General features: G+C 34.7%; 19 protein-coding genes and 4 tRNA genes. 2 read left to right on the top strand and 21 right to left on the bottom strand.

Annotation, left to right across the window (positions count from 1 at the left end; translation table 11 throughout):
* Positions 1-20: 20 nt before the first annotated feature.
* The 15 genes from rplJ to ACH2BV_RS07750 form a co-directional block, all read right to left on the bottom strand.
* On the bottom strand, positions 21-518 hold the full coding sequence (rplJ, locus tag ACH2BV_RS07820) for a 50S ribosomal protein L10 (protein ID WP_395050162.1): 498 nt from the start codon (positions 516-518) through the stop codon (positions 21-23).
* Positions 519-540: 22 nt separating this feature from the next.
* Entirely contained in the window at positions 541-1,230 is a 690-nt protein-coding gene (gene rplA / locus ACH2BV_RS07815; protein WP_395050161.1) for a 50S ribosomal protein L1, read from the bottom strand.
* A 3-nt stretch (positions 1,231-1,233) separates the two neighbouring features.
* Entirely contained in the window at positions 1,234-1,680 is a 447-nt protein-coding gene (gene rplK / locus ACH2BV_RS07810; protein WP_143389575.1) for a 50S ribosomal protein L11, read from the bottom strand.
* A gap of 66 nt (positions 1,681-1,746) precedes the next feature.
* Positions 1,747-2,298, bottom strand: a complete 552-nt coding sequence (nusG, locus tag ACH2BV_RS07805) for a transcription termination/antitermination protein NusG (protein ID WP_395050160.1) — start codon at positions 2,296-2,298, stop codon at positions 1,747-1,749.
* A 10-nt stretch (positions 2,299-2,308) separates the two neighbouring features.
* Positions 2,309-2,506 carry a preprotein translocase subunit SecE gene (secE, locus tag ACH2BV_RS07800; RefSeq protein ID WP_395050159.1) on the bottom strand — a complete coding sequence of 66 codons (198 nt, stop codon included), beginning with the start codon at positions 2,504-2,506 and terminating at the stop codon, positions 2,309-2,311.
* Between the two features lie 14 nt (positions 2,507-2,520).
* Positions 2,521-2,594 (bottom strand) — tRNA-Trp (locus ACH2BV_RS07795).
* 59 nt (positions 2,595-2,653) lie between these two features.
* Positions 2,654-3,841: an elongation factor Tu gene (tuf, locus tag ACH2BV_RS07790; protein ID WP_395050158.1), complete on the bottom strand. Its 1,188-nt coding sequence runs from the start codon at positions 3,839-3,841 to the stop codon at positions 2,654-2,656.
* 55 nt (positions 3,842-3,896) lie between these two features.
* Positions 3,897-3,968 (bottom strand) — tRNA-Thr (locus ACH2BV_RS07785).
* 384 nt (positions 3,969-4,352) lie between these two features.
* Positions 4,353-4,433, bottom strand: a tRNA-Tyr gene (locus ACH2BV_RS07780).
* 51 nt (positions 4,434-4,484) lie between these two features.
* Positions 4,485-4,558: transfer RNA gene (locus ACH2BV_RS07775), tRNA-Thr, on the bottom strand.
* Between the two features lie 91 nt (positions 4,559-4,649).
* On the bottom strand, positions 4,650-4,952 hold the full coding sequence (gene hpf / locus ACH2BV_RS07770) for a ribosome hibernation-promoting factor, HPF/YfiA family (RefSeq protein ID WP_395050157.1): 303 nt from the start codon (positions 4,950-4,952) through the stop codon (positions 4,650-4,652).
* A gap of 34 nt (positions 4,953-4,986) precedes the next feature.
* Entirely contained in the window at positions 4,987-5,883 is an 897-nt protein-coding gene (locus ACH2BV_RS07765; protein WP_395050156.1) for a tyrosine-type recombinase/integrase, read from the bottom strand.
* A gap of 69 nt (positions 5,884-5,952) precedes the next feature.
* Positions 5,953-6,150: a 30S ribosomal protein S21 gene (rpsU, locus tag ACH2BV_RS07760; RefSeq protein WP_073370216.1), complete on the bottom strand. Its 198-nt coding sequence runs from the start codon at positions 6,148-6,150 to the stop codon at positions 5,953-5,955.
* 192 nt (positions 6,151-6,342) lie between these two features.
* Positions 6,343-7,485, bottom strand: coding sequence for an acyl-CoA dehydrogenase family protein (locus ACH2BV_RS07755; RefSeq protein ID WP_395050155.1), 1,143 nt, complete (start codon positions 7,483-7,485; stop codon positions 6,343-6,345).
* Between the two features lie 17 nt (positions 7,486-7,502).
* A complete protein-coding gene (locus tag ACH2BV_RS07750; RefSeq protein ID WP_395050154.1) occupies positions 7,503-8,387 on the bottom strand; it encodes a ComEA family DNA-binding protein in 885 nt (294 codons plus the stop codon).
* 197 nt (positions 8,388-8,584) lie between these two features.
* Between ACH2BV_RS07750 and ACH2BV_RS07745 the strand changes: the two genes are divergently transcribed.
* Positions 8,585-10,075, top strand: a complete 1,491-nt coding sequence (locus tag ACH2BV_RS07745; RefSeq protein ID WP_395050153.1) for an amino acid permease — start codon at positions 8,585-8,587, stop codon at positions 10,073-10,075.
* Positions 10,076-10,149: 74 nt separating this feature from the next.
* Here the strand turns inward: ACH2BV_RS07745 and ACH2BV_RS07740 are convergent, their stop codons facing one another.
* The 6 genes from ACH2BV_RS07740 to ACH2BV_RS07715 all read right to left on the bottom strand — a co-directional run bounded on the left by ACH2BV_RS07740 (position 10,150) and on the right by ACH2BV_RS07715 (position 16,532).
* A complete protein-coding gene (locus tag ACH2BV_RS07740) occupies positions 10,150-10,377 on the bottom strand; it encodes a PspC domain-containing protein (protein WP_395050152.1) in 228 nt (75 codons plus the stop codon).
* Between the two features lie 73 nt (positions 10,378-10,450).
* Positions 10,451-11,722 (bottom strand): DUF2851 family protein, encoded by a 1,272-nt coding sequence (locus tag ACH2BV_RS07735; RefSeq protein WP_395050151.1) that lies wholly within the window; start codon positions 11,720-11,722, stop codon positions 10,451-10,453.
* A 144-nt stretch (positions 11,723-11,866) separates the two neighbouring features.
* Positions 11,867-12,349, bottom strand: coding sequence for a 3'-5' exonuclease (locus tag ACH2BV_RS07730; protein ID WP_395050150.1), 483 nt, complete (start codon positions 12,347-12,349; stop codon positions 11,867-11,869).
* A 148-nt stretch (positions 12,350-12,497) separates the two neighbouring features.
* The gene (locus tag ACH2BV_RS07725; protein WP_395050149.1) at positions 12,498-12,896 is read right to left on the bottom strand and encodes a hypothetical protein; all 399 of its coding nucleotides are present in this window, start codon (positions 12,894-12,896) and stop codon (positions 12,498-12,500) included.
* 203 nt (positions 12,897-13,099) lie between these two features.
* Positions 13,100-14,461 (bottom strand): pyridoxal-phosphate dependent enzyme, encoded by a 1,362-nt coding sequence (locus tag ACH2BV_RS07720; protein WP_395050148.1) that lies wholly within the window; start codon positions 14,459-14,461, stop codon positions 13,100-13,102.
* Between the two features lie 115 nt (positions 14,462-14,576).
* Positions 14,577-16,532 carry a putative porin gene (locus ACH2BV_RS07715; RefSeq protein ID WP_395050147.1) on the bottom strand — a complete coding sequence of 652 codons (1,956 nt, stop codon included), beginning with the start codon at positions 16,530-16,532 and terminating at the stop codon, positions 14,577-14,579.
* 173 nt (positions 16,533-16,705) lie between these two features.
* On the opposite strand from ACH2BV_RS07715, the gene ACH2BV_RS07710 reads away from it, so the two are divergent.
* Positions 16,706-17,365 (top strand): ribonuclease HII, encoded by a 660-nt coding sequence (locus ACH2BV_RS07710; RefSeq protein WP_395050146.1) that lies wholly within the window; start codon positions 16,706-16,708, stop codon positions 17,363-17,365.
* Positions 17,366-17,510: the final 145 nt, after the last annotated feature.

Here is a 17,510-nt window from a genome sequence, read left to right as displayed (position 1 = left end):
CAAACTAACTATTAGTTTAATTAAGCAACCTCTTCGACATTTGCGAATTGGTTTTTAAGAGCAGAAATAACTCTTTGGGCTGGTGATTGAAGTAATCCAATGATTTCGCCAATAAGTTCTTCTTTCGATTTGATAGTTGCCAAAGCATCTAATTGATCGTCTCCAATGTAAACTTCTGCATTGATGTAAGCCCCTTTTAAAATTGGCTTAGCATTCTTTTTGCGGAAATCTTTAATTATTTTTCCAGGGGCGTTAGCCACATCTGCAATAAAAATAGCGCTGTTACCTGTCAATACAGATGGTAAATCACCATAATCATTAGCTGAAGCTTCCATTGCTTTTGCAAGCAAAGTATTTTTAACTACCTCTAATTTTATACCTGCTTTAAAGCAAGCTCTTCTTAAGTTTGAAGTTGTTTCTGCGTTTAGTCCAGAAATATCAGATACATAAATAATATTTGTACCAGCTAACTGTGCAGTTAAATCTTCAATCGCGATTGATTTTTCTTCTCTAGTCATACTAAAAATTTTTAACTACCAATTATACTGCTTTAGGATCCAATGCAATTGCAGGACTCATTGTGCTAGTTAGGTAAATACTTTTGATGTATGTTCCTTTAGCCGCAGTAGGTTTAAGTTTGATTAATGTTTGAATAATTTCGTGAGCGTTATCTACAATTTTATCAGCATCGAAAGAGATTCTTCCAATTCCTGCATGTATGATACCAGTTTTGTCAACTTTAAAGTCGATTTTACCAGCTTTAACTTCTAGAACTGCTTTTGCAACATCCATAGTTACAGTACCAGTCTTAGGGTTTGGCATTAAACCTCTAGGTCCTAAAATACGACCTAATGGACCTAATTTTCCCATAACACTTGGCATGGTGATAATTACATCAACATCTGTCCAACCATCTTTAATTTTTTGTAAATATTCGTCAAGACCTACATAGTCTGCTCCTGCTTCTTTAGCTTCCGCTTCTTTGTCTGGAGTAACCAATGCCAATACTTTTACGTCTTTACCAGTTCCGTGAGGTAATGCTACCACACCTCTAACCATTTGATTCGCTTTTCTTGGATCTACACCCAAACGTACTGCGATATCAACCGACTCATCAAATTTTGCAGAAGCAACTTCTTTTATCAATGCCGCAGCATCTTTTAAAGAGTATAGTTTATTCTTTTCAATTTTTGAAGCAGCCTCTTTTTGCTTTTTTGTCAATTTTGCCATGTCTTACGCTTGTTTTAGAGGAGAATCTCCTGTTACAGTTATTCCCATAGATCTAGCTGTTCCTGCGATCATGCTCATAGCAGACTCGATTGTGAATGCATTTAAATCAACCATCTTGTCTTCCGCAATTGCTTTAATAACATCCCAAGTAACGCTAGCTACTTTCTTACGATTTGGTTCTCCTGAACCAGATTTAAGCTTTGCCGCGTCCATTAACTGAACAGCAGCAGGTGGTGTTTTTACAACAAAATCGAAAGATTTGTCTTTATACACTGTAATTTGCACTGGGCAAACTTTACCTGGTTTATCTTGGGTTCTAGCATTAAATTGCTTACAGAATTCCATGATATTAACACCAGCAGCACCTAAAGCAGGTCCAACCGGTGGCGACGGGTTCGCAGCACCTCCCTTAACTTGTAGTTTAACTACTTTACTAATCTCTTTAGCCATTTTTTTAAAAATTTAACACATTAACATTGGAAGCGAAAATGTGACTTATTATAGATGTAACAAAAATTATACTTTTTCAACTTGCATAAACCCTAACTCCAATGGTGTCTTTCTTCCGAAAATTTTCACCATTACTTCTAGTTTACGCTTTTCTTCATTAATTTTCTCAACTGTTCCGTTGAAACCGTTGAAAGGACCATCAACAACCTTAATTGTCTCTCCTAAATTGAAAGGAATAGAACGAGTATCGGTATTTACAGCCAATTCATCTACCTTCCCTAACATTCTGTTTACTTCAGAAAGTCTTAATGGCACTGGTTCTCCACCTTTTATCTCACCTAAAAACCCAATTACACTTGTTATAGACTTAATAATATGAGGAATTTCTCCTATTAGGTTTGCTTCAATCATTACATAACCAGGGAAATATACTTTATCCTTGATTATTTTTTTTCCCTCTTTTACAGTAACTATTTTTTCAGTTGGAACCAGAACTTGTGAAACATAATCACCCATCCCTAATCTTGCGATTTCGGTTTCGATATATGCCTTGACTTTATTCTCTTGCCCGCTTACTGCTCGAACGACGTACCATTTTTTCATATTATTATCTGCCATAACAAAAAAATTACGCTTTTATCCAGGTGAAAAATTTCTCTAATATATTTGCAAACATTTCATCTACTCCCCAAGTTGCTAAAGCAAATAATATGGAGAAAACAGCAACAACAATCGTAAGACGTTGTACTTCAGACCATTCTGGCCAAGTTACATTTGATCTTAATTCTTCAAATGCTTCTGCTATGTAATTAACAACTTTTGTCATTATGATTTATTTTTTGGCACGGGCGGAGGGATTCGAACCCCCATCAACGGTTTTGGAGACCGCTATTCTACCCTTGAACTACGCCCGTTCGTATTAAAAGCCAGTGTCGTTTTTGACAACACTGGCTTTATAAATTATTTATTTGGATTATGCTACTATCTCAGTTACCTGACCAGCACCTACTGTTCTACCACCTTCACGGATAGCAAAACGAAGTCCAACATTCATTGCAATAGGACTTAATAAAGCCACATTGATTGTTAAGTTGTCTCCTGGCATAACCATCTCTACTCCTTCTGGTAAAGTAATAACTCCAGTTACGTCAGTTGTACGAACGTAAAACTGTGGACGGTAGTTATTGTGGAAAGGTGTGTGACGACCACCTTCTTCTTTTTTCAAGATATAAACCTCTGCTTTAAATGTAGCGTGTGGTTTTACTGATCCTGGTTTGATAATAACCATTCCACGTTTGATGTCAGATTTGTCAACACCACGTAACAATAAGCCTACGTTATCTCCAGCTTCACCTCTATCAAGGATTTTACGGAACATTTCAACTCCAGTAACTGTAGAAGTTAATTTTTCAGCTCCCATACCAATGATTTCAACAGGATCTCCTGTGTTTGCAATACCTGTTTCGATACGACCTGTAGCAACAGTTCCACGACCAGTGATTGTAAATACATCTTCAACCGGCATTAAGAAAGGTTTTGCAATATCACGAACTGGTTCTTGAATCCAGGTATCACAAGCTTCCATTAATTCTAAAATTTTTGGAGTCCAAACTGGATCATTATTTAATCCACCTAAAGCTGAACCTTGAATTACAGGACAGTTGTCTCCGTCATATTCATAGAAATTCAATAAATCTCTAATTTCCATTTCAACAAGTTCCAATAACTCTTCGTCATCAACCATATCCACTTTGTTCATGAATACTACCATTCTAGGAATACCAACTTGGCGACCTAAAAGGATGTGTTCACGTGTTTGAGGCATTGGTCCGTCTGTAGCAGCTACAACAAGAATAGCACCATCCATTTGAGCAGCACCAGTAACCATGTTTTTTACGTAATCCGCGTGACCAGGACAGTCAACGTGAGCGTAGTGACGGTTAGCAGTTTCATACTCAACGTGAGATGTATTAATTGTAATACCTCTTTCTTTTTCTTCTGGAGCATTATCAATTTGATCAAATGATTTTGCTTGACAGTAACCAGCATCAGATAACACTTTAGTTATTGCTGCAGTTAAAGTAGTTTTTCCGTGATCCACGTGTCCGATAGTCCCGATATTTAAATGGGGTTTGTTACGGTTAAAGGTTTCTTTTGCCATTTTACTTAATTTTTAATCTTAGTTATTTATTAGTGTTCAATATTATACTTTGTTGAGCCAACTACGGGAATTGAACCCGTGACCTCTTCCTTACCAAGGAAGCACTCTACCCCTGAGCTAAGTCGGCAGAATCCTTGATTTAAGAATTTAGGTTTAATACTTTAGAAAATTTCTAAACTCTTTTTTTTAAATTCTTATCTTAGGATTACCTCGCTTTCGCTCGGTGATCCGTAAGGGTATGCCCTTACTGAAATTTTACTTTGTCAAACTTTCGCTAAAACCACCTACACTAAGGATTACCTCGTTTTCACTCGGTGATCCGTACGGGTGGACCCTTACGAAAATTTTGCTTTCTCAAACTTTTTGAAAGTGAACTTTCGCTAAAACCACCTATACTAAGGATTACCTCGTTTTCACTCGGTGATCCGTAAGGGTGGACCCTTACGAAAATTTTACTTTCTCAAACTTTTTGAAAGTGAACTTTCAAAAGTTTTCTAAATCAAAATTTATGTGGGGAGAGCAGGATTCGAACCTGCGAAGTTCACACAGCAGATTTACAGTCTGCCCTCGTTGGCCGCTTGAGTATCTCCCCTTTTTTTATCAATATATAATATGAACAATTCCAAATCTCATTGGAAAAAAGAGCCGGCGGAGGGACTCGAACCCACGACCTGCTGATTACAAATCAGCTGCTCTAGCCAACTGAGCTACGCTGGCAATATCAATAAAAAAAGCCCGCTATTTCTAACGGACTGCAAATGTATATCTTTTTGTTTTTTAATCAAAACAATTTTATAAAAAATTTAGATTAAATATGTGTATTGATTTTTTCTTTTCTTTTTACTAACAATCGCTCTATAGATTCTGCCGCAAGCTCCACTGCTTCTTCAAAAGTTTTACATTGTTTTTTTACTAAAAAATCGTCCCCAGGAACAATAATTTTCATCTCTACGATTTTGTTTTCCTTGTCACTTGTCTTTTCGACTTTTAAATAAACGTCAGATGATACCACTTTGTCGTAATACTTTTCTAATCTGGCCATTCTTTCTTGAACAAAATCTACTAGCTTTTTGTCAACAGTAAAGTTAACTGCATGAACATCTACCTTCATAATCAATTTTTTTTAGGGGTTAAAAATTATAGAATTATTTTTGATTTCTTGGATGAGCATTTTCATAAACTTTCTTGAGTTCTGATAAACTACTATGAGTATAGACTTGAGTCGATGCTAAACTTGAATGTCCCAATAATTCTTTTACTGAATTTAAATCGGCTCCGTTGTTTAATAAATGGGTCGCAAATGTATGTCTTAATATATGTGGACTTTTCTTTACCTTTTCGGAAACAGTACTAAAGTAGGTATTAATTAATCGATACACAAAAGAATCATTTAATTTTAACCCTTTTTTTGTGAGAAAAAAATAGTCGCTATCCGTAACCTTCTCTAAATGTGTCCTTTCGTTTAAATAAAAAATAAATTGTTGGGATACAATTGGCAATACCGGAAGTATCCTTTCTTTGTTTCTTTTGCCAAGAACTTTTAAAGTATTGCTTGAAGAATTTATGTTACTTATTTTCAGATGAATTAATTCTGTTCTTCGTATTCCGGTGGTATAAAACAAATCGATAATGAGCTTGTCTCTAATTTCTTCAAACCCTACAGGATTTTGGATTTGACTTAGAACTTCGGCAACTTCATTCTCTGAAAAAGGAATTTGAAGCGTTTTGGGAGTTTTTAAAGCTTTGTGTTTCAAAAGCGGACTTAACTCTATTTGTTTTGTCTTTAACAGGAATTTATAAAATGCTTTTAACGAGGAAATCTTTCTATTGACAGAAACATTCGAAATATTATCATCCACAAGCGAAACAATCCAGCTTCTGATTTGGCTGTAGTTTACCTGCTCAATATTTTCCTCATTGTATTCGTTTTTGTTGAATGATTCAAAGAACCCTATATCATTCAAATACGCATTTATAGTATGAGGAGAATATTTTTTCTCCAACTGCAGATAATCCCTAAATGCGTACTTATTATTAGTCATAAAAAAACCGTTAGTATCAAAGGTATTAAACTTTAATGACTAACGGTACTTTATTCTAACAGAAAATAATTAACTATTCTCTATGTTGTCTCTCATATTCTGGATATAAGCAGCTTTTTGAATTTTTGCTCTATTCGTAACTGATGGTTTTATAAAAGCAGTACGTGCTCTTAGTTGACGAACAGTTCCTGTTTTGTCAAATTTTCTTTTATAGCGCTTTAATGCTCTATCGATATTTTCTCCGTCTTTAATTGGTATAATTAACATAATATAGACACCTCCTCTCGTTAAGGCTGCAAAAGTAATCAAAGTTTTGACCCGAACAAAATAAATTTCAATTTATTTTGAGAACTGGCGAAGCAATAATGAGTTATGAATTATTTTAAAGGGAGAAAAAAGAAAAAAGAGTCAAGAAATCTAGCATCTTGAATCTTTTTTTAATAACCTAATATTAAAAATTTAGTCCTTCAAAATATTCCTAGATATTACCAATTTCTGAATCTCAGTAGTTCCTTCTCCAATAGTACACAGTTTAGAATCTCTGTAGAATTTCTCTACCGGATAATCTTTGGTATACCCGTAACCACCGTGAATTTGAACGGCTTCGTTTGCCACTCTTACGCAAACTTCAGAAGAATACATTTTACTCATTGCACCGAGTGTGGTCATATTTCGGTTATTGTTTTTCAAGAAAGCCGCTTTATGCAACAATAATTCCGAGGCTTCAATTTCGGTTGCCATATCAGCTAACTTAAATGAAATCCCTTGAAATTCACAAATTGGTTTCCCGAATTGGTGTCTTTCTTTCGAATATTTTAACGCAGCTTCGTAAGCACCTTTCGCAATCCCTAATGATAAAGCGCCAATGGAAATTCTACCGCCATCTAATATTTTCATAGATTGAACAAATCCTTCGCCCACTTCGCCTAATCTATTGGCATCAGGAATTCGACAATCGTCAAAAAATAATTCTGCAGTTTCGCTAGCTCGCATTCCTAATTTATTAGCTTTTTTTCCTGATGTAAAACCTTGCATTCCTTTTTCGAAAACAAAAGCAGTCATTCCTCTAGAATCCCCTTTTTCGCCAGTACGCACTATAACTACAGCAATATCTCCTGAGATTCCGTGTGTAATAAAATTTTTGGAACCGTTTACAATCCAATAATCCCCATCTTTTACGGCGGTTGTATTCATTCCGCCGGCATCAGAACCTGTGCCGTGCTCAGTTAATCCCCATGCTCCAATATGTTCGCCTGTAGCTAGTTTTGGAATCCACTTTTTCTTTTGTTCATCGTTTCCAAAAGCTAAAATATGATTTGTACATAAAGAATTATGCGCTGCAACGGACAATCCTACAGAAGGATCCACTTTAGAAATTTCTTCAATAACCGTAATGTATTCGTGATATCCCAATCCTGAACCGCCAAGTTCTTCTGGGACTAAAACGCCCATAAAACCCATTTCACCTAATTTTTTGAACAAAGGAATTGGAAACGTCTGAGCTTCATCCCACTCCATTATATAAGGTCTTATATTTTTTTCGGCAAAATCTTTTATAGATTGTGCAATCATAGATTGCGTTTCGCTGTAATCGAAGTTCATTTTTATAGTGTATAATTTTAAAAGTCCAAATATAAGGCTATAATATTTGCCTTATCAATAGACAATCCTTTAATTTTTGTTAAATCTTCAATATTTTTAATATCTCCGTTCATACTTCTAAAGGTAACTATATTTTTGGAAAGTGGGTATTTGAAGTACGGAAACAGCGAAAGTTCTTTTATAGAAGCGTTGTTAATGTCAATTTTTTTTAGATTTGGCAGTGCCAAAACTTTGAAATGACTATTCAGATTCTCAATAACTTGGTCCGAAAGTCCCCACACATCTTTCATTTGTTCCATTGAAACAAAACCTCCAAGGCTTTCTTTGAATTTTAAAATCCGAAGCGAAATTGCCTCGCCTATTCCATAAATCTTGATCAAATCTTCCTGCGAAGCTTGATTGATGTCGATTATGACTATTTTTTCTTTTTTGGCGAAAGCCGTATTCGGATACTTTTTATAGTCTTTGAATTCCTTTTTATTATTTACCCAATCCGGGAATTTGAAATACGGCGAAATCGCATTCAACAAGGAATCAGAAACTTTTGTCACGGATTGAAACTCTTTTGGCGAGTTCACATATTTATTTTCTTTTCTAAACGCAAGTAAACGATCGATTTCTGGAACTGACATTCCGAGTTTGTATCCTTTATAATCCGAAATGAAATTGGGATTGAAAGGATAAATCTTTGGAACATAATCCCGTTTTTGCTGTTTCATCGAATCGATTTGCGATTGTAGGGAAAGCCATTTTTCTTTCTCGGGAGAAGTTGCAGTAAAAGAACTAAAATCCACAAAAAAATAAACCAACTGCAAAACAATAATTATCGCAAACAATAAAAAAATACCAGTTCGCTGGCCTCGGGAAAATTCAAAATAGGATTTTATTGCTTTGAAAGTCATTTACTTGCGATTAAATCAACTCTATTCGAATTGAATTTTGAATTTTAAAAATAAGAAAAATTTTATAAATATGTGCTTTCTTTGGAAAAAATATCTAAATTAAAAAAAGATAATTTTCAAAAAATAAAGTTTTCTGTATCGCTCCAACATTAAAAAAACAATATATTTGAAACCTATAAACCATAAACCATAAATATATGTCTATTTGGAAAAGAAAACCATTAGCCCAACTTTTGGATGAAGCCGCTGATTCTGAAAAAGGATTAAAAAGAACGCTGACTGCCTGGTCATTAATTGCATTGGGAATCGGCGCCATCATTGGAGCTGGTTTATTCGTAAGAACCGCAATGGCCGCCTCACAAAATGCCGGTCCATCAGTAACAATTGCTTTTATAGTTGCCGCCATTGGCTGTGCATTGGCAGGTTTATGCTATGCCGAACTTTCTTCATCCATTCCTATTTCAGGAAGTGCCTATACGTACACGTATGCCACAATGGGGGAGTTTTTAGCTTGGATTATCGGCTGGGATTTAATTTTGGAGTATGCCGTAGGTGCTGCCACTGTTGGGATTGCCTGGAGCGAATATCTAAATAACTTTTTGATTAATGTACTACACATTAGCCCAATTCCGTTTGAATTTTCACATTCTCCTTTTCAAAAATTGGTTGACCCAGTAACTAATGTAACTCATCACGGAATAATTAATTTACCTGCCTTATTTATTGTTGGGTTAATTACCTTGTTACTAATAAAAGGAATTCAGGAATCAGCTTTTGTAAATGGTATTATTGTAATCGTAAAAGTTACCATTGTAATTTTGATTATTGTAATTGGCTGGAATTTTATTAATCCTGTGAATCATACTCCTTATATCCCTGCAGCTTCTGTATTTACTGACGAACATGGCATTGATCATAGTTATGGTGGTATTATGGGAATTTTGGGCGCAGCAGGAACTGTGTTTTTTGCTTTTATTGGGTTTGACGCTGTGAGTACCGCTGCGCAGGAAACCATAAATCCAAAAAAGGCGATGCCTATAGGAATCTTAGGTTCATTAGCAGTATGTACCATATTGTATATTCTTTTTGCACACGTATTGACTGGTGTTGCCACTGTTGAAGATTTCAGAACCGGAGGAAAAGAAGCTTCTGTAGCATTTGCCATAAACAAATATATGATTGGTTACACATGGTTGGGTCAATTGGTAACTGTAGCCATTTTGTTCGGATTTACATCCGTAATATTGGTGATGTTATTAGGACAATCCAGAGTGTTTTATGCTATGGGAAAAGACGGTTTATTGCCTAAAATGTTTAGTGATTTACATTCAAAATTCAAAACTCCTTATAAAGCAAACGTTGCCATTTTGATTATTGTTGGTGCATTTGCAGCATTTGTTCCAGGCGATATTGTTGGTGATATGACAAGTATCGGAACATTATTTGCCTTTGTATTAGTCTGTATTTCGGTCATCATTTTAAGAAAGACAGAACCCGATATGAAAAGAGAATTCAGAACACCTTGGGTTCCTTTTGTTCCAATACTAGGCGTTTTGGTTTGTCTTTCCATGATGTATGGTTTAGGCTGGCCCAACTGGCTAAGACTTTTTGCTTGGATGGCGATTGGTATTGTAATCTATTTTACTTACAGCAAGAAAAATAGTGTCCTGAACAATCCGGAAAAATAATTTTTATACCGCATTAAAAAAGGGATTATAAAGTACTTTTACTTTATAATCCCTTTTTGTTTTATAACTTTTTGCTACAAATCAAAAACCGAAGTGCGCTTGGCTCGAATTAAATCTTTAAGCCGAATCCAGAAAGCCAACGTTAGATAAACTCCAAACCACAAACCAGCCGTAACAAACGAGATGTAAATAAAAAACAATCTCACATCTGAAACCCGCATTCCCAACTTGTCAGCAAGGCGAGAGGAAACATGAAAACCGTTTTTTTCAAAAAAATATTTTAGTTGTAATACTGCTCTCATTTCTTGGGTTTTGGGTATTTTGTTTTGGTAAAATTACGAAATTATATAATTCTTAAAACAACGAATTAATAAATTAACTTTTTTTCAACAATTCCATTCCAATGGCACATTCCAGGCAACGGCTTTTATTGCAATATTCATTTTTCATTTGCAGTAAAGACTGACTTTCAAAAGCACTTTTTGATTTTACTCCAAAAGAACTAAACTTATCCATAATCGCATTTTTCTCTGGAGACACTTCATTTAAAAGCTGAATCAGGTCTTCGGAAATCTCCTTTCCCCTGCTTTTTGCGAAGGCAAATTGAAGCGGAATGATGGTGTTTATTATAATCAAATCGATAAATGATTTGGATAGCTTCTTTTTTTTCTTCGGACTTTCTTTGTCGAACTGATAATGGTTTTGCCAATAATTGGATGCCGAAACGTCGAAGGCTTCATAAATATTCTGGATTGAACCTGAAGTGCTGATTTTTGAAAACAAGTTTTGCTGACTGTGGTATAAATTTGCTAATTGTGACAACCGAATCGTGGGAAAATTATCCGGGCGATGTTTGAAAAACTGCACGGTTTCACCAATTTTATTTTCCAATTGGTATTTGTGCAGCAAATAGAAAAACCTAAATTTTAAATCCTTGAAATAAGTATCTTCCTTTTCCGAATCTAATAATCCTAAGGTTCCAAAGAGTAAAGCCTCCAAATTTTCGACCTCAAAACTTTCTTTTCTTATAATGGAAAACGGAATGGATTGGGCAATCTTCGAAAAGGTTTCACCATTAGTATTCAAACCAAAATTCTTAGATAAAAGACAGAACAACACCGCTTCCCAATCGTTATTGGTTTGTTGTAATAAATCGTAAATGGGTTTTGATTTCCTTTCCAAACGTTCAAAAAACAAGCGTTCTTGCCAGTTTTTTAAGGTAAAATCATCAATATCTTTCAATTGTTTTTCACAAAAAATCCAAGATTTTGGAAGCATCAATGATTGATAATCAACAATTGTGGCTGAATCCACATATCTCTTAAGTTCCAGAACTGAGATTTCGCAATTATTGCTCCTGAAAATTTCTGTGTCGTGTTCCCAAACCACGTGAAGAATTACGTTTTCATAAGCTGCATCTCTTTCGTGATGATGCACGTACCAATCCGAAGATTTAAGATGAATCTCGACATTTCCTGCCCATTTTTGGTCGCCAATAATAATTTGTGCATTGAAAAAATCGGGTCCGGCAAGTTGTAGATATTGCCCAACAGTAATGATGGTGATTTCTTCTCCATTGGAAGTTTTCAAATTCAAAGTATCGAACTTCTTAAATTTCCAAAGATAATGGAGGAAGTCTTCTTTCATTTATAGCTTTTTAGATTAAAGACCAAAGTAGTAAAAAATCAGTATTTTATTACGAATTTTATAGCTATTTTTTTTAGGAATTTATAAGAGTGTTGCCCTATATAATCCGGGCACGAATGGAAATTGCTTCGTCCATTGCAACGACTAGCGAAGTAAATACAATTTGGCGCAAGCACGAGCGTCGGATAAAGCTTCGTGGTGGTTTAAAGCAATTTTCATTTCGCGGCAACAATCACTTAATTTGGTTGGTTTTAATCCTTTGGCTTTATAAATTTTTACGGTACATTCCCATCGAGAGCCAATATTTAGTTCCTCATAATTTAAACCGTAAAGCGCCATTGATTTGGCAAGAACGTTTCGGTCAAAACTTTCGTTATGAGCTACAACCAAACGGTTTTGAAGACGTCTTTTAATTTCGGGGTAAACTTGCGCAAAGGTTTTTGCGTTAGCCGTATCCCGAGGATAAATGCCATGAACTGCTATTGTAAAATGCGAATATTCATTTCTTGGCGGTTTGATTAGTGTAACATATTCGTCAACAATTACGCCGTTTTCGACAGTAACAATACCCACAGAACAAGGATGATAGGCCTTGGCAGTTTCAAAATCTATGGCAGTGAAAGTCAATTTGATTTATGATTTAGGATTAACGATTTTAGATAGCAGCTTTTCGGCCTTCATCGAACTACAAATATAATTTATTATGCAATAAATTATAAAAAAAATTGCTTTTTACTTTCCAAAATAACTAAAAAAAATCCCCTACATATAAAAATCAAAACGCTATTTCATAAACATCACAACTTATATAATCCAGCAGTCTCTCTTTATATATTTTTTCATCATAAAAATGATCCGGCCAGAAAGTAGATGAATAAAAATACATTAATTCAAATACATCGTCATATTTAGTTGCTAATATATCCAGATATTTAATATAACGATTATGGCAAAAATAATCTTCATCAAAGTTACTAATCATCAAGGCTGATTCTCTTTTTTGTATTGGAAAACCTTCTACTTCATAGCCTTTGTTAACACAATAATCGGATATTATTTCAACCACATAACTTTCATGAATTTCTCCATATTTAAAACAATCTAGGCAGTCGCCTAAAACATCCCAAACTTCATGGATTTCCAAAATGCTGTTTTTAACTGATTCTATTTCCATTTGAATAATTATTTATTATTTTTCCAAATATAAATAAGTCAAGAATTGTTATTTTACGGGTTTCCACATTTTGCGTATTTTTTTTTAAAAAAATAATAAACAAAAAAACCTGCAAGGTTTTAAATCTTGCAGGAGTATGCTAAATGTAATTCTATCTTACTTATTTTTAACTCTTTATAAACTTGAAAGACAAAATATAACTTCTATTTTAAAGACCCAATAATATCCGATTTGGTAATAATTTGATGATGCCCATTTTCTAAATCAACCAAAACCGCTTCATTTTCTTTAGAAAACAGTTTAGAAACTTCTTCGATTGTAGTTCCCAGTTTTACAATGGGATACGGTTTCCCCATAATTTCACGAATGGGTTTTTCAATGGAATTTTTGTCATTCACGTAACTACGAAACAAATCTGTTTCATCCACAGAACCTACAAATCCTGTAATATCTATTACTGGAATTTGCGAAATATTATGCTTGCGCATACGCTCAATTGCATGTGAAACCAATTCTTCTGTACGCACAACAATTAATGGTCTGGCAAGATTATCTTTAATAATATCTTCGGCTTTTGTGATTTTTTCATCCAGAAAACCACGTTCCCGCATCCAGTCGTCATTAAACATTTTACCCACATAACGACTTCCTGAATCGTGGAAAATTACTACCACAACATCTTCGGGCTTGAAATGTTCTTTGAGTTGTAACAAGCCTTTTATGGCTGCACCTGCTGAATTCCCTACAAAAATTCCTTCTTCAAGTGCAATTTTACGAGTATAAACTGCGGCATCTTTGTCGGTTACTTTTGTAAAACCATCGATTAGCGAAAAGTCAACATTCTTTGGTAAAATGTCTTCTCCAATTCCTTCAGTGATATAGGAATAAATTTCGTTTTCGTCGAAAATTCCTGTTTCGTGGTATTTTTTAAACACTGAACCATAAGTATCAATTCCCCAGATTTTAATATTGGGGTTTTGTTCTTTTAAATATTTACCAACTCCGGAAATAGTTCCGCCGGTTCCCACACCCGAAACGAAATGAGTGATTTTCCCATCGGTTTGTTTCCAAATTTCAGGGCCGGTTTGTTCGTAATGCGCTAATGAATTGGACAAATTATCATATTGGTTTACATACCAGGAATTAGGTGTTTCTGCCGCTAATCTTTTGGAAACCGAATAATACGAGCGTGGATCTGTTGGCTCCACATCAGTAGGACAAACGACCACTTTTGCTCCCACGGCACGAAGAATATCCATTTTTTCTTTGGATTGTTTGTCCGAAATCACGCAAATCAATTTGTATCCTTTGATTATGGCGACCAATGCTAGTCCCATTCCGGTATTTCCAGAAGTTCCTTCGATGATAGTTCCTCCGGGTTTTAGACGTCCGTCAGCTTCGGCATCTTCAATCATTTTTACGGCCATTCTGTCTTTAACGGAATTTCCTGGATTGAAAGTTTCCACTTTGGCAAGAACCAAAGCGTCAACACCCGCAACCACTTTATTGAGTTTTACTAAAGGCGTTCCTCCTATTGTTCCTAATATATTTTCTGAATATTGCATTTGAGTTTATACGTTTACTGCTGTTTTTATAATGTAAATATAAATTAAAAATACTACCTAATTTTCTCCTACAAGAGATTGCTTCATCACTCGTGCCTCGCTTTTTGCAATGACACTATTGGAAGAAATTCCAAACCAAACCAAAGCGAATCATAAAATCTCGGTACGGATTATTCGGCGACGAATAAAAATTATTTCCAGAAAAGGAAGAATTAAAATGTTCGGCAATGAAATAAACTCTCGTCCTTTGGATCTTCGCATTGACAAAAAAATCAAAGTTGGTGAAATTCCCAATTTCTTTCTTGTTTTGCACAAAAAACTCTCCAATTACCGGATTATATTCATTTGCATAATAGTTTGTGAAATAATTAAAGGTCACTCCGGTTTGCAAAAACAAGGCTTTATGAAACAAATCTTGAGAATAGTATAGTGTGTTTCTAGTAAGAAACTCGGGAACATTAAGAATATTATCTGATTGATCTACTTTTTGATATAAAAGTGTGTTGGCTAATGCGAATTTTCCAACCCTGAATTCATTACTCGCCTTAACCGACAAATAATTGATGGTATTTGCATATTGTGCAGGAGCAATTATTTGCTGATTCATAGCTATTTCACTTACGCTCGAAACATCGGCAAAATATAAATGATCATTAAATGTGGAATATTGAACTGATGCTTCCACCCAAGGAGTTGTGGCATTAACTATAATGGAGTTTATTTTTTCGTTCTTGAAACTATTCGACCAATTGTAATTTACATAGCTACTTTGATATAAATTATAGTTGTTATTGGGCAGTTTGTTCATATTTTGGTATTCGAATGATAACTGCATCTCTTCATTTAAACTATATTGCAACTTGGCATCCAGATTAGAAAGGGATTGATTCGTTACCGACCTTGAAATTAAAAATTTTCCAGCCCATTTATTTTTTAGATAGTCATACTGACCTCCAACGGTATTTATTCTTTGGCTTATGGAACTGGGAACCGTTTGAGTATCCAAAATTAATATTTGATTGTAGTAAAAATTACTAAAAAAATCATCGGCAAAAAACTGAAACTTCCCTAATGTTGTATTTTCATATACAAGCCCCACTTTATTATAGGTTTTATTGTAATGTGTTTGGTCATTTATTCCGCTGGTTTTGTAGGAATCTCCAAATCTATAGACTCTTTCACCGTTGACAGACGAAGTAACTGTCGCCTGATTGTACTCAAAATATTTATTTTCGTAGTTAAATTGATGGGTTACATATAAGTTATTGCTCCCAGTAACTGAATTAACTCTAAAAGAATGATCTAAAAATATCCGTTTCCCTTTCAAAAATGATTTGGCATCCGTTAAATAAACTTCTAATCTTTCTCTGTTTTGAAAATCTGGATTCTCGCTTTCGAAATCTTCAACAGTTGTAATTCCTCCATTTTCTTCATTCAAGATGTCTTGGGATACAAAATGAAAATTGGCTAAATACCGTTGGTTTTTGGCGTTATAACTTGTCGTAAACCTGAAATTTCCAGTACTTGTCATTTGATTAATATATCTCCCTTCGGAACGTAATCCTTTATAAGCCAATGAAAAATTGAGCCTTGGAGAAATGTTTACCGTAAAAAATGCGTCTACATTCTGGCCTTGTTTCATTACGGTTTTAAAATACAATTCGGTAACAGGAGTTGCCACAGAACTGTATCTAATTTGGTTTGCTTCCAAAAAATTAAAATGTTTTGCCTTGAACCCAAATTCAGGATAAGGAGAAAAACTGTTTAAACTGTATTGCAAGGTATTATATGTTTGACCTTCATTTGGGAAAGGCAACAATCCAAAATTATCTTTGCGCAAGTAATTAAAGCTATATAGTTTTTTTACCGTCAACGAAGTGTCAATATAAGTGGTGTCTCTTTCCAAAGTAATTATGCGATACATATCTAATGTAGCCAACTTTTCTTTAGGTTTTTTTATGGAATCAGAGCTGTTGTATTTACTGTTAAAATCTATTTCGTTAGTCTTTTTTTCTTGAGAAAACAGGAATGTTGGCAAAACTAAAAGATATAAGAAAAAGAGAATTCTCATTTGGAGCGGTATATAATTAGGCAATTATTCTGGAATTTTATTCAAGCAAAGGTAAATGAAAAAACATATAAATAAAAAAACGCTTTGATTTATGGGAATGTTTTGGCAAATAGAAATAAAACGCACTTTTTTGAAGAAAATTTTACAATATTTGTTGTTCCAATACAATTGATATGTTGCTTGCTAATTTTTCGAAATTTATCCTGGAAACCGGAACCGATGAAGCCGGTCGTGGCTGTCTTGCAGGTCCAGTCACCGCTGCAGCCGTAATTCTTCCGGAGGATTTTGAAAATATAATCCTGAACGACAGCAAGCAATTGTCTGAAAAAATCAGGGAAAAACTCAGACCCATTATCGAAAGCCAAGCCATTGCATTTGCTGTAACTCATTTGCATCCAAATGAAATTGATGAAATCAATATTCTAAATGCTTCGATGAAAGGAATGCAAGAAAGTATTTTGAAATTAAATCCAACTCCCAAATTTATTATTGTGGATGGAAACCGCTTATTGAACGCAAAATTGGGCTTGAAAACCACTTTTGGAAAGCAATTTTCCAATACTGAAATCGAATTATTAAAATCGATTCCCAACCAAAGTATAATCAAGGGAGATTCGAAATACCTGAGCATTGCCGCGGCTTCTGTTTTGGCAAAAACCTATCGCGATGACTATATGAATGCCATTCACGAAGAATTTCCTATGTACAATTGGAAACAAAACAAGGGATATCCAACGAAAGAACACCGTGAAGCCATTAGAAAATATGGTGTGACGAAGTACCATAGAATGACGTTTCGATTGTTGCCTGAACAGTTAAAATTGGATATTTAGGTTGTTTTTAAAAAAAAGCCTTTTTGATGATTTGTAATAAATTATTTGTATATTTGAGAAACAAATAAAGTCTGACGTTTGTCAGACAAAGCCACCCAATTTTGGAGTGATAAGTCTGATTTTGTCAGACCTATATACAAGTTAT

The organism is Flavobacterium sp. (assembly GCF_043780635.1).
GTDB lineage: Bacteria > Bacteroidota > Bacteroidia > Flavobacteriales > Flavobacteriaceae > Flavobacterium.
Note: the sequence above shows the minus strand (reverse complement) of the source record. Positions and strands in the feature narration are given on the sequence as shown.

What these genes read in the sequence shown, in the direction of transcription:
- rplJ (WP_395050162.1), bottom strand. Translation starts at nt 518, where the DNA reads ATGACTAGAGAAGAAAAATCAATCGCGATTGAAGATTTAACTGCACAG.
- rplA (WP_395050161.1), bottom strand. Translation starts at nt 1,230, where the DNA reads ATGGCAAAATTGACAAAAAAGCAAAAAGAGGCTGCTTCAAAAATTGAA.
- rplK (WP_143389575.1), bottom strand. Translation starts at nt 1,680, where the DNA reads ATGGCTAAAGAGATTAGTAAAGTAGTTAAACTACAAGTTAAGGGAGGT.
- nusG (WP_395050160.1), bottom strand. Translation starts at nt 2,298, where the DNA reads ATGGCAGATAATAATATGAAAAAATGGTACGTCGTTCGAGCAGTAAGC.
- secE (WP_395050159.1), bottom strand. Translation starts at nt 2,506, where the DNA reads ATGACAAAAGTTGTTAATTACATAGCAGAAGCATTTGAAGAATTAAGA.
- tuf (WP_395050158.1), bottom strand. Translation starts at nt 3,841, where the DNA reads ATGGCAAAAGAAACCTTTAACCGTAACAAACCCCATTTAAATATCGGG.
- hpf (WP_395050157.1), bottom strand. Translation starts at nt 4,952, where the DNA reads ATGAAGGTAGATGTTCATGCAGTTAACTTTACTGTTGACAAAAAGCTA.
- ACH2BV_RS07765 (WP_395050156.1), bottom strand. Translation starts at nt 5,883, where the DNA reads ATGACTAATAATAAGTACGCATTTAGGGATTATCTGCAGTTGGAGAAA.
- rpsU (WP_073370216.1), bottom strand. Translation starts at nt 6,150, where the DNA reads ATGTTAATTATACCAATTAAAGACGGAGAAAATATCGATAGAGCATTA.
- ACH2BV_RS07755 (WP_395050155.1), bottom strand. Translation starts at nt 7,485, where the DNA reads ATGAACTTCGATTACAGCGAAACGCAATCTATGATTGCACAATCTATA.
- ACH2BV_RS07750 (WP_395050154.1), bottom strand. Translation starts at nt 8,387, where the DNA reads ATGACTTTCAAAGCAATAAAATCCTATTTTGAATTTTCCCGAGGCCAG.
- ACH2BV_RS07745 (WP_395050153.1), top strand. Translation starts at nt 8,585, where the DNA reads ATGTCTATTTGGAAAAGAAAACCATTAGCCCAACTTTTGGATGAAGCC.
- ACH2BV_RS07740 (WP_395050152.1), bottom strand. Translation starts at nt 10,377, where the DNA reads ATGAGAGCAGTATTACAACTAAAATATTTTTTTGAAAAAAACGGTTTT.
- ACH2BV_RS07735 (WP_395050151.1), bottom strand. Translation starts at nt 11,722, where the DNA reads ATGAAAGAAGACTTCCTCCATTATCTTTGGAAATTTAAGAAGTTCGAT.
- ACH2BV_RS07725 (WP_395050149.1), bottom strand. Translation starts at nt 12,896, where the DNA reads ATGGAAATAGAATCAGTTAAAAACAGCATTTTGGAAATCCATGAAGTT.
- ACH2BV_RS07720 (WP_395050148.1), bottom strand. Translation starts at nt 14,461, where the DNA reads ATGCAATATTCAGAAAATATATTAGGAACAATAGGAGGAACGCCTTTA.
- ACH2BV_RS07715 (WP_395050147.1), bottom strand. Translation starts at nt 16,532, where the DNA reads ATGAGAATTCTCTTTTTCTTATATCTTTTAGTTTTGCCAACATTCCTG.
- ACH2BV_RS07710 (WP_395050146.1), top strand. Translation starts at nt 16,706, where the DNA reads ATGTTGCTTGCTAATTTTTCGAAATTTATCCTGGAAACCGGAACCGAT.